The organism is Cytobacillus sp. Bva_UNVM-123 (assembly GCF_046351715.2).
Taxonomy (GTDB): Bacteria; Bacillota; Bacilli; order Bacillales; family Cytobacillaceae; genus Cytobacillus.
Genome location: NZ_CM177772.1, coordinates 2,655,424 through 2,667,468, shown reverse-complemented (window position 1 = coordinate 2,667,468; position 12,045 = coordinate 2,655,424). Strand labels below are relative to the sequence as shown.

11 protein-coding genes and 1 other annotated feature are annotated in these 12,045 nt (G+C 35.1%); all 11 genes read left to right on the top strand.

Features of this window, described 5'->3' with window-relative positions:
* Positions 1-110 precede the first annotated feature (110 nt).
* The 11 genes from KDN24_RS13295 to KDN24_RS13245 all read left to right on the top strand — a co-directional run bounded on the left by KDN24_RS13295 (position 111) and on the right by KDN24_RS13245 (position 12,028).
* Positions 111-479 carry a hypothetical protein gene (locus KDN24_RS13295; RefSeq protein ID WP_409973782.1) on the top strand — a complete coding sequence of 123 codons (369 nt, stop codon included), beginning with the start codon at positions 111-113 and terminating at the stop codon, positions 477-479.
* Between the two features lie 179 nt (positions 480-658).
* Positions 659-1,894 (top strand): MFS transporter, encoded by a 1,236-nt coding sequence (locus KDN24_RS13290; RefSeq protein WP_409973783.1) that lies wholly within the window; start codon positions 659-661, stop codon positions 1,892-1,894.
* A 141-nt stretch (positions 1,895-2,035) separates the two neighbouring features.
* Entirely contained in the window at positions 2,036-2,377 is a 342-nt protein-coding gene (locus KDN24_RS13285; protein ID WP_409973784.1) for a DUF378 domain-containing protein, read from the top strand.
* 251 nt (positions 2,378-2,628) lie between these two features.
* Positions 2,629-6,057, top strand: a complete 3,429-nt coding sequence (locus KDN24_RS13280) for an SCO7613 C-terminal domain-containing membrane protein (RefSeq protein ID WP_409973785.1) — start codon at positions 2,629-2,631, stop codon at positions 6,055-6,057.
* A gap of 69 nt (positions 6,058-6,126) precedes the next feature.
* Positions 6,127-6,382, top strand: a binding site (T-box leader).
* 60 nt (positions 6,383-6,442) lie between these two features.
* Entirely contained in the window at positions 6,443-7,687 is a 1,245-nt protein-coding gene (locus KDN24_RS13275; RefSeq protein WP_491348039.1) for an MFS transporter, read from the top strand.
* A 262-nt stretch (positions 7,688-7,949) separates the two neighbouring features.
* Positions 7,950-8,909, top strand: coding sequence for a 1,2-phenylacetyl-CoA epoxidase subunit PaaA (gene paaA / locus KDN24_RS13270; RefSeq protein WP_409973787.1), 960 nt, complete (start codon positions 7,950-7,952; stop codon positions 8,907-8,909).
* A gap of 120 nt (positions 8,910-9,029) precedes the next feature.
* Complete coding sequence (paaB, locus tag KDN24_RS13265; RefSeq protein ID WP_409973788.1) at positions 9,030-9,386, top strand: 1,2-phenylacetyl-CoA epoxidase subunit PaaB; 357 nt, start codon at positions 9,030-9,032, stop codon at positions 9,384-9,386.
* Positions 9,367-10,188 carry a 1,2-phenylacetyl-CoA epoxidase subunit PaaC gene (paaC, locus tag KDN24_RS13260; protein ID WP_409973789.1) on the top strand — a complete coding sequence of 274 codons (822 nt, stop codon included), beginning with the start codon at positions 9,367-9,369 and terminating at the stop codon, positions 10,186-10,188. The genes paaB and paaC overlap by 20 nt, the downstream gene beginning before the upstream one ends.
* Positions 10,189-10,261: 73 nt before the next feature.
* On the top strand, positions 10,262-10,759 hold the full coding sequence (gene paaD / locus KDN24_RS13255) for a 1,2-phenylacetyl-CoA epoxidase subunit PaaD (protein WP_409973790.1): 498 nt from the start codon (positions 10,262-10,264) through the stop codon (positions 10,757-10,759).
* 188 nt (positions 10,760-10,947) lie between these two features.
* The gene (locus KDN24_RS13250) at positions 10,948-11,256 is read left to right on the top strand and encodes an EthD family reductase (protein ID WP_409973791.1); all 309 of its coding nucleotides are present in this window, start codon (positions 10,948-10,950) and stop codon (positions 11,254-11,256) included.
* The gene (locus KDN24_RS13245; protein WP_409973792.1) at positions 11,249-12,028 is read left to right on the top strand and encodes an enoyl-CoA hydratase-related protein; all 780 of its coding nucleotides are present in this window, start codon (positions 11,249-11,251) and stop codon (positions 12,026-12,028) included. The genes KDN24_RS13250 and KDN24_RS13245 overlap by 8 nt, the downstream gene beginning before the upstream one ends.
* Positions 12,029-12,045: the final 17 nt, after the last annotated feature.

The window sequence follows — 12,045 nt, the reverse complement described above, 5'->3', positions numbered from 1 at the left end:
TAATAATTTACAAGTATTTGGGAAAATAGTGAATTGTAAAAAAATATCCACAGATTCCAATTACATAACGTTGTATGATAGAGATACAAAAAAACAAGGAGCGGATAATAATGGAGGAGATATTAAAAAAAATACTTGATGATATGAATGATTTAAAAAGCCATCTTGTTGATATTGGCCAAAATATAAAAGGAATAGAAAATAGGTTAGAAAAACTTGAAAAGCTTGATAGTATTGAGCATAGGGTGGAAGTAAATCAAATAGATTTATCAGATATTAAAGAAATTGTGGACCGCATGGAAATATATCAAAAAGAGGAATTCCATGATTTTTTTCAATTTTTAAAAGGAACGTCCCTCAAGGTTTTTAGTGAAGAGTTGCTTGTCATCAATCAGCGTCTTGATGCCCATCTAACAAAAATTGCAAGAAATGAAGAAGCACTTATGATGATCACAGGAAAAAATAATCAAGTTAGCTGAAAATAAAATGATCAAATCGTATGAATAAGTGTCATGGCTTTCCTTTTTGGAAAGCCTATTTGTTTTTTGAAAATAAATGACGAATAGCTATTGCATCTTTTGTCGGGACAGATTATGATATCAATTATTTAGGTTCACGAAATATATAATGTATTTTCTTTCTGAAAGAAGTTGACCGAATGAATCATTCCCATACCCTGACAAAATTAAATGAAAAATTTAGTATTCGGAACGGAATTGCTACAACGATAATCTTAAATATTAGTAATAATTATTTTCCCCTTTTTGCTATTAGCGTTTTAGGCGCAAGCAATTATCAAGTTGGATTAATTAGCTCCTTGCCACAATTTATTGGGATGTTTGCGATGCTTATTGGGTCTCTCATTATTAATAGATTAGAAGAAAAAAAGAAATTTACTGCGTTTTCCTTCTTATCAACCCGCATGTTTTTACTAATAATGTTTTTGATTATCTACATACCTGCGGATTATCGTAGCTGGGCATTTGTTTTGCTAGTTGGACTTATGAATTTACCAGGTTCTTTTGCAAACTTAAGTTGGCAGTCCTTTATTGGTGATATTATTCCAGATGAAAGAAGAAGCGCCTTTTTTAGTGAGAGAAATAAAATTATGACCATCATTGGCATGATTTCTACCTTCACAGTTGGGATTCTACTTCAGTTATTTAATCAAAATAACGCATTGCCATTCCAACTTTTATTTTTAGTTGCTTTTATTTTTGGGACTATTGAATTTCGTTATTTAATGAAGCATAAGGAACCGAAAAAAGCAGTTAGACAAAAGAAGCAGAGTAAGAAGCTAGACCTTGGCTTACATGTATTTAAGCATAAGCCTTTCGTTTACTTTTTAATTTGTAGTTTGTTTTTTAATTTTGGCTGGCAAATGGCTTGGTCATTATTCAATATTTATCAAATAAAATATGCAGGAGCTACGGCTCTATGGATTAGTTTATTTACTGTTGCTAACCAGCTTGCTCAAATTGCAAGCTATAATTGGTGGGGAAGAATGGCTGATAAACATAGTAATGCAAAAATGTTAATTCTCGTTTCTATTGGGATGGGAAGTACTCCGTTTTTAACGATTTTATCGACAAATATGGTTTATCTCGTTTTTGTGAATTTTTCATCAGGGCTGTTCGTTTCTGGAACTGTACTTTTACTATTTAACCAACTTTTAGAAGTAACGAAGGAAGACAATCGTACTATCTGCATTTCGAATTATAATATATTGCTTGCCCTTATTGCCTTTATTGCTCCGCAATTTGGTGTCTTTCTTCTTGAGCAAACTAGTATGAATATTGCGATGACCATTTCAAGCTTTATACGAGGCTCTAGTGCAATATTCTTTTTCTTCCTATTTTTGTTTATGAAAAAAAGGTTTTTGGCGAGAGGTTGACTTTTATGTCAACCTCTCGTCTTTTTATCTGTAAGCTAACGCTTCAGAAATATTTCATTATTTTTGTATGAAAAGATTGTTTACTCCAAAAGATAAAAAGTAATGATGGCAACTCTTGCTTGCGAAAGGAGGTGTATTGGAATGACAACATTACGTCGAATCGTCCTAGCTCTTACAATCATTGGTGCAATAAATTGGGGTCTCATTGGATTTTTTCAGTTTGATTTAGTGGCTGCCATATTTGGTGGACAAACTTCCTTCTTATCGAGAGTCATTTATGGTTTAGTAGGTCTAAGTGGACTTGCCTGTATAACACTCTTGTTTGAGCCGATAAGGGAGGACAATAAAGTCACATCAAACCATAGGTTTGACAAACCAAGCTATGGGACTGAATTTGGAGAGGAAACGGACTTATCAGATTTAAACAGATCATCAAGCCAAGTTAATGATCAAAACAAAGATTTTTCAGAAGATAAGGAATAACTTAACGTTAATCATTCAAGCTGTTTCATAGGTGAAAGCCGAAATTATGGAACAGCTTTTTACTATTTAAGCAAAAGTCAATTATACATTATTACTTAGTGATATGAATGTATATGGCTGAAATGAGTTCAAAAGAAATATTAATTAGACTATATGAAAAATGCAAATTAGTCTTGAAATATTAAGTGAAAATAGTGTAAAATTACACCAACATGATCATGTTTTTACTGTGAAATGGTAGGTGTTTGTCAGTGAGCATCCCTTCGAATGAGATGAAGAGAGAAATTTTCCGTAATGAATTATTTAAGATGAAAAAAGGAGAGTATATTTCAGAGGAAGATTATGTAAAGACAATGAAAGCTTATACAAAATTTTGTGCAAACGTAGAAATAGAAGCAATTCAAGTGCCTAAGAAGGCTGAAACAGTTGAGCAAAGACTTATAAAAAAGCCCGAGGCTTTAAACAAAACTGCTCCAACAGTAAAAAAAGTAATAAAAAATAAAGCAACTCCAGAGCAGATGAGAGAAAGAAATATTTCTTGGCTGCTTAATTTAGGGGTCATATTATTACTTATTGGTGGGTTATACGTTGCAACAAGCAATTGGGAAATTATGCCCAATTTCATGAAAACTAGTTCAATTGCATTCATTTCAGTTCTATTTTACGGGATGGCTTTTATTGCAAAAAAATTCATAAAAATTGAGAAAACCGGATTTGCTTTTATCGTTCTTGGCAGTTTATTTCTTCCAATTTTTGTTCTTTCGATCGGCTGGTTTGAATTATTTGGAGCTTACTTTTCTTTTTATGGAGAAGGGAGGTTTATCCTTGGTGTAATGGGAAGCTTGATGCTTATCCCTGTATATGCACTTTTTGCAAAACAACTAAAATCGAGATTATTCGTTTGGTTTTCATACATAGCACTTACCGCATTTGTAGGATTTCTTCTCGCTGCATTACATTTGGAACAGGACGGGTTCTACTTAGGAATGATGATTTACAATGCCTTACTTATTGTTTGCTTTCATTGGCTAAAAACGAGGGAGAAAATGAAGCTCTTTACAAAGGAGCTCGTCTATTTTGCTCAAATTAGTTTAATTCTGTCGACTTTATTTATGCTTGTCTTCTTTAATAGTCCAATATTATACAGTGTTAACATTCTTTTAACCGCTGCTGTTTATTTATCGATGGTGTATGTAGCTGGGAGGAAGGAATTCCATTTTGTATTTAGTGTAATGGTTGTTTATGGTGCTTATCAGCTCATAGAACACTCTATCCTAGATGGGTTTGCTCCTGTTATTTATGCGTTAGTTGGAGTTGGTTTTTTAGCTGTTCCAAGGGTGTTAGATCGTGAGTATCATTGGGGAAAAATATTTCGGATTACGAGTGCGGTTGTGTCAGCACTTGCCTTTATTTTCATAAGTATTGAAGGAATTCTATTGAAAATGAATGAGCCGTCCTTTGTCCTTGTACTTGCATATTTCATTATGGCTGTCCAATATACTTATTTAGCGAATGTCATGAAAAATGGTTTATTCGTTTATTTAAGCCCGATCTTCCTTGCGACAGCTTTATTTGAGCTTGTCCTTATCATTCATAAAATTTTTGTTATTTCTTATATCATGCTGCCTATTTTCATGATTGGTTTTGTCTTATTCATTGTAGTCGGATGTTTTGTAAAACACCCATTAATAAATATGATTCATGCAAGTTCGCGAGATATTGGATTGGCTATTATGTTTTTTTCGATTTTATTAAGTTTAATGCTGCAATATTGGCTTCATAGTGGGTTTATGTTTTTACTTGCTGGCATTTCTTTATATTTTGCATATCGGGTAGAAAAACGCAGCGTTTATTTGCTAGCTTTTCCTTGGCTGATTCCATTATCAATTGGCTTTGCTTTTATGGCTTTTGGCGAAGAATTGAGCAGTAGATTTTATTATTATGAAATCCATTTTGGTTTTGCCATGAATGCTGTGCTAGGAAGTGTTTCCCTGTTTCTCTTAAGCTATCTTTTGAAGATGAGAAAAATGGCTTCATTTACGAGCAATGTGTATTTTATCGGGCAGGGGTTTTATACTTTGGCGATTTTAAACGCTATCTTTTTACCTGTAAATGATGTTTGGATGCGTCCATTTATTTTAGTAGTAGGAGTTGGAATTTATTTATCATTGTACTTTTTCACAAAATATAAGTGGGTTCCATTTATAATTGCATGCTTATCATTAATAGCTTATTTTTCAATCTTGTTTTCTCTCCATTTGAAAGGTTTCGATAATAGCTTATTTATTTGGACTCGACTTGGCATCGGTGGGATGTTACTACTGGCAATTAGTTATTTACTTCATAAAAAGGATGTTCAGCTTGCAAAGGGTTTTGCTTGGATCGGTCATGTTTACTTTCCAATTGCATTGTTCACAACTCTTATCATCTATTGGGAAAACTCAATTTGGACTTTTATCTTAGCAATGGCTGCTTATTGGCTTAGTTTTAGAGTGTCTACTCAAGAATGGAAAATGAAGGTCTTTCTTTACTGTGCTCTAGGATCATTGTTTATCGTGTTTTCAACAGGGATCGAGCATTTAGGTGGAGGGAAATATACGGAATATGCTTATTTACTTACGAGCATTGCGGTGATCATCTATTGGGCTGCAACCAATAAGCTGAATAAACAAAGATTAATGTATTTTTTTATTCCTTTTTCATTAATTGGGATTTTTAGGTTTATTGTAAGCTATCCTTTTGACATGCTTTCATTTATCACGATGCTCATATATGCTATTGGACTTATGATCTTTTTGCATATCATAAAAAAAGACACTTTTGTCTTGCTGCCATTATTTCAAATATTAATCGGGACTGTTTGGTTTCTATTTGTAGGAGGATTGGATATTTCAGCTAAATATATCCTTGCTGGGCTATTTGGAGTTGCTTTAATGGTTAGCGGTCAATTACTATATCAGAAAATATTTATCAAAGAAGACAAGCACGTAAAATTTGATAGTTACTCCATTTTCGCATTTCCATTCTTCTGTATGATGTATGTCTTGCAGACGGCTGAGTTATGGACACAAGTAGTTCCAGGACTATTGCTCAGTATTTTATTCTTTTTACAGCGGGACAGAGTTGGAATTAGATTTTCGTGGCTTCCGTTCATATTAGCTGGAATTCAGTTATTACAGCCATATTATGCGGTTATAAATAAGCTTCACATACCAAGGCTTATCGAAGTGGAGATGAATGTACTTCCTTTCATTGCATTAATCATCTTTATTCGTCTAAGCTTAAAGGATAAATTTAGAAAGTTTACTAGTTCATTGCAGTGGGGGATTTTAGTTATTGTATCCCTCGTATTAATTGTGGATGCTCACGCAAGTTCAACGATATTTGATGCCATTATTTTAGGGATTTTAGCGTTAATTTCTTTATTAGCAGGTATGTTTCTCCGTGTTAAATCGTATTTCTTCGTTGGTTCTGGCGTTTTATTATTAAATGTTTTGCTGCAAACAAAACCTTTTTGGGGCCATTTACCATGGTGGGCTTATTTACTTTTTGCGGGCTCCATTCTTATTGCGGTAGCTAGTTATAATGAGTGGCATAAGCAAAAAGTGGCTAAAGGTGAGAAGACATTACTATCAAACTGGAAAAATAAATTTATTAAGCGAATGAAAGATTGGAAGTAAACAATTACATAGATTTTACTCTAAAAGACTTTACAAATCGCGCAAATTTTTGGTAATATAGTTAGCAATTTATAAGCAATGATGAGAAGAGTAAATGAACTTAATCACTACAGAGACCTCCGAAGCTGAGAAGGAGGGTGAATTAACTCATTGAAGCAAGTCTCTGAGCTGTACATAGGAACTTAGTAGATTATGTACCGGATTCTCCCGTTATTGAGATTGAGTAGTGCATTCTTATCGATGCAGTACTTAATAAGGTTTCTGTGGTGACATAGAGACAAACTGGGGTGGCACCGCGAATGGATTCCAAAATCTCGTCCCCAAGACAACTGTCTTGGAGGTGAGATTTTTTTATTTTCTAACTAGAAGATGGAGTGGAATCGAAATGAATAAAATCCCCTTTAAATTGTGGAAATATCCCGCTTTACTATTATGTGGAATTGGAATATCAAATATTGGTGCTTGGATTTATTTAATTGCATTGAATTTAATTATTTTAGCAAAGACAAACTCTCCTCTTGCTGTAGCAGCCCTGTATGTTTTAGTTCCAATGGCAACATTATGTTCTAATTTTTGGTCTGGAAGCTTTATTGATCGAATAAATAAACGTACATTAATGATTTTTCTTGATTTTTTTAGAGCATGTTGTATTTTTTTGCTTCCTTCTATAACATCTTTAACTTTGATTTATGTTTTAGTATTTATTATTAATATAGCTGGTTCGATTTTTGCTCCAACCTCAATGGTTTATATGACAAAGCTTATTCCGAAAAAAGACCGTCAACGTTTTAATGCATTAAGAAATTTTATTAATTCCTGTGGATTTCTCCTCGGTCCTTCTATCGCTGGACTACTGTTTCTAGTTGGTACCCCATTTTTGGCCATTAAGCTAAATGCTATAGCATTAGTTATCTCAGGACTAATTATTATGCTTTTACCAAATGTGGAGAAAGAGAAAAAAGCTGAAAGCTCGAAAGTTTCCTGGATGATGATAAAAAAAGACTGGCAATACGTAATAAGTTTTAGCAAGAGTTCTATATACGTAGCAACAGTATACTTACTTTTTAGTGGAGTTACCGTTTTTATGACCGCCCTAGATTCATTGGAAGCGGCTTTTGCAAAGGAGGTTCTTTATCTTTCTGATAGCACATATGGGTTTCTTGTCAGCATAGCAGGAGGGGGCATCATTGTCGGATCGATTTTGAATACAATGTTTGCTAAGAAATTAATGTTAAATAGGTTAATTGGTGTTGGAACGATTTTTACAGCAATTGGCTATATAATATATGCTTTTTCAGATAGTTTTTTTGCTGCTGCTCTTGGTTTTTTTATCTTAACGTTTTCATTGTCTTTTGCAAATACGGGATTTTTAACTTTTTATCAAAACAATGTACCTGTTGAGATTATGGGGCGTTTTTCAAGCATGTTTGGGATGATAGAGGCACTTTTCATTATTATTTTTACTATTGCTTTTGGTTTTATCGCAGAAATAATATCGATTCGTTTTGTTATCATTGGAGGGTCGTTTGGTTTATTCATTTTAGGATTATTTTTGAATAAGTTTGTGTTTCAACGTTCTAAAAGGGAATATTATCATTTTGACAATATTTCAGAGAAGATTACAAGATAGAAAAAATAATAGACCTTTATGTGAAGCACCTGGATATCTTTAAATAGATGAAAGGTGTTTTTGCTGATCACTCATTTGGTACAGAACTTGAAAATGAGTAAATGTATACAATTTTCAGAATATTATTGACTTTACCATATTTACACTGTATCTTTATGTTAAATGTATGACACTAAAAAAACATAACGACAATTTAACGTCATATAAAGTATAGTTTAATGTTTGAAATTTATGATACTAAATCGTTTTGGGGGTGAAGCTTTTGTCGGAAACAATTTTTAATGAGTCCTTAACAGAGAAAGAGAAATATGAGCAATTTTTAATACGGATTCAAGCTGGTGAAAAAATTGAAGCAGACGATTGGATGCCGGATGATTACCGGGTTGCGTTAATTAAATTGATTTCCATGCATGGAATTAGTGAAATTATGGGGGCACTTCCTGAAAAGGAATGGGTACCAAAAGCACCATCATTAAAGCGAAAGCTTGGAATCATGGCGAAGGTACAGGATGAGATGGGACATGGACAATTATTGCTAAGAGTTGTAGAGGATTTAATGAAGCCTATAGGCAAGAATAGAGAAACGATAATGGAAGATTTATTTAGTGGCAGGCTAAAGTTTCATAATGTTTTCCATATGGAGGCACCGACATGGGGAGATGCTGGTCTTATCGGTTGGCTAGTTGATGGAGCAGCGATTATATCTCAAACAAATATGCTTGATGCTTCTTATGGGCCATATGCGCGAGCATTGAAAAGAATTTGTGCGGAGGAGGTTTTTCATGCTCAACATGGAGAGGCAATCATTATGGCATTGGCAGAAGGCACTTCAGAGCAAAGGAAAATGGTTCAGGAGGCAGTAAATAGATGGTGGGAAGCGTTATTAATGTTTTTTGGGCCGATTGATGCTAGAACGACAGGAACTTCCAAGCAAGATACGACAATTAAATACAAAATTCGTTCAAAAACAAATGAAGAGCTAAGACAAATCTTTTTCTCAAAATACATTCCACGAGTATTATCATTAGGGCTCACGATTCCAGACGAAACCTTGCATTTTAATAAAGATCAACAGCTTTGGATTTATAAACAGCCAGACTGGGATCGCTTCAAGGAAATTATTAAAAATAATGGTCCGAAATCGAAGGAGCGATTAGAACTTCGTCAAACCACTTATTATGAAAATCAATGGGTGCGTGAAGCATTAAGTTACGTAAACTAAGGCACTGTTTCCCCTTTTAATAAAAAACATCCAATCATTTAGCAGAATCACACAAAGTTACATTCTCCAATCACAAACTTAATTAAAAAAATAGAACACAAATAGAATGGAGGGAAATAATTGTCAAATGGAGGTTTTTATCAAGAATTTGAAGTGTTTAGTAGAAGGACGGATACATCCCCATTGCAATATCAATTTTCGCTGTTAGCTCCAAATGAAGAACTTGCACTTGTCATGGCACAAGAAAACTTTATGAGAAGGGAACCAGTTGCAGATATTTGGGTCGTTAATCGCTCTCATATTCGAAAAATGTCCCTTGCAGAAAAACAATCTCTCGTGCGATTAAATAATAAGGATTACCGCAATACGAAAGGATACGGTTATTTAAGAAAAAAGTGGCGTCAGTATGAACAAGATATTTTGGATGAAAAAGAAATTCTTTCTTGGGGAGGGATGAATGTACGTGAAAATGAATGAACAGACGAGTTGGGATGAAAAGGAAAAGCTCGTATTAGCAGACTTACTTTATCAGCTTGCTGATGATGATTTCATTCTTGCCTTTAGAGGTTCTGAATGGCTTGGCCTTGCCCCCCATATTGAGGAGGATGTCGCCTTTTCGTCAATAAGTCAAGATACAATGGGGCATGCAGCTATGTTCTACCAGCTATTAGAGGAGCTTGGCGAAGGGAATGTCGATGATTTAGCACATGCAAGACCAGTAAATGAACGAAAAAATGCAGTTTTGCTTGAATTAGTTAATGGTCCTGGTCACTATTTATTAAAGCCAAAATATGACTGGGCATTTGCCGTTGTCAGAAATTATTTTTATACACAAACAAAAAAAATCCGGATGGATTCCTTAAAAACTTCTTCTTATAAACCATTGGCACATATAGCTATAAACGTAAATATGGAGCTTTATTACCACCTTCTCCATTGGAAAACATGGTTTATCCAATTAATGAGTGCAGGGGGTGAGGCAAGGCGTAAGATGGAAGATGCAGTATTGAAAGTGTTTGATGATTTCGAAGGAGTTTTAACACTCGGTCCATTAGGTAGTGAAATGACAAAGCTGAAGCTGATCGATGGTGAAGACTTTTTAAAGAAAAGGTGGAGGCAAACGATGCAGCCAGTTTTCGATTCGGTTCATTTATCAATGCCTGAATTATTTTATATGAAGCAAGGAAATGGGCGTAATGGAGAGCACACTGCAGATCTAGAAGCAGCATTAGCCGTGCTTGCTGAAGTTTATAACATGAATCCTACAGCAAACTGGTAGTTAAAAAACTAGAATGTGAGTGAAGTAGTTTGTATTAGGGAGGGGCGTTAATGTTGATAAAGGAGTTGAAACCATGTCAGCAAATAAGCATTTAAAAAATGTGGTTCTTCATTCGCTCCATCATGTAAAAGACCCTGAAATTGCAACCATTTCTATCGTTGACCTAGGAATGGTCGAAAACATTAAGGTGAGCGAGTCTTCAGTTATTATTGATCTTCTTCCAACCTTCATGGGCTGCCCAGCACTAGAGATTATTCGAAATAATGTTATTCAAGAAGTGAGTAAATTGCATCCGTTTGCTCAGATTGATGTTCAGTTTATTTACGACCCACCATGGACTTCAGAGCGAATTACCGATAAAGGAAAAGAGGCTTTAAAGCAATTTGGAATTGCACCACCACCAAAGCACATAAGTGAAACAGGCGAATGGCATGTGAATTGTCCATTTTGTGAGTCAACCTTCACGACAATTGAAAATATTTTTGGTCCAACTGCTTGTCGCAGTATTCTTTATTGTAAAACATGCAAAAATCCATTTGAAGCGATGAAACCTGTATCGACATTGATGTAAGCTGCCGATTGGAGCAGGGAGTCGCTGATAAATTGCGGAATTCGCTGATAAAATCGTGAAAGCCGCTGATAAATCGCGGAAGTCGCTGATAAAATGCGGAAAGTCGCTGATAAAATGTGGAAAACGCTCATATATTCCGTAAATCAAATTTAAAAAAACTATCTTCCAAATTAGAAAGGATGAGATGAATGGTTAAGTTAATTGCTTTATATAAACACCCAGAAAATAAAGAGGCTTTTGATGAGCATTATTTTAATGTACACGGTCCATTAACTGCGAAAATTCCTGGCCTTCGTAAAATGGAAGTAACGAAAATTGTGGGCAGTCCTATGGGAGGAGATGGAAAATACTATTTAATGTGTGAAATGGTTTATGACAGTCATGAAGCATTACAGACTGCCATGAGAACGGATGAAGGAAAGGCGTCTGGAAAAGATGCGATGAAGTTCGCTGGCGATCTCATTACATTAATGATTGGTGAGGAAGTGAATGGATAAAGTCTATGAACATATTGAAGTTACAATCGATGGGCAGTTAGGATTCATCACGTTAAACCGACCACAAGTATTAAACGCACTTAATCGTCAGATGGTCTCTGAAATTCTATTTGCTATGGAATGTTTTGAGCGTGACGAACATATTCGTGTCATTATTTTAAGTGGAAAAGGGAGAGCTTTCGCAGCAGGAGCCGATATTGCTGAAATGGCAAATGATCATGCTGTAGATTTTGAGATTCGCAATCAATTTAAAGATTGGGATCGGCTTGCCATGATTAAAAAGCCGATAATTGCAGCTGTACACGGCTTTGTCCTTGGCGGTGGGTTCGAGCTCGCCCTTTGCTGTGACTTGTTGTTAGCTGCAGAAGATACAGAGTTTGGCTTCCCAGAAGTAAATCTCGGTGTAATGCCTGGTGCCGGGGGGACGCAGCGATTAACGAAGTTAGTTGGAAAAACAAAAGCAATGGAATGGCTCCTTACGGGGGAACGATTCTCGGCTCAAGATGCTTATCAATTCGAAATTGTTAATCGCTTAGTCGAGCAAGAAGTATTAATGGAAGAAACAATAAAACTAGCAAAGCAAATGGCCGAAAAGGCACCACTAGCAGTTAGGCTTATTAAAGAATCTGTCCTGAAAGCGATAGACTCTCCTATAAATGAAGGGATGCATTTCGAGCGTAAGAACTTTTACCTGCTTTTCGCTTCAGAGGATCAAAAGGAAGGGATGAAAGCATTTCAAGAGAAACGAAAGCCGAACTTTAAAGGAAAATAAAGGAGGCTACATAAAAA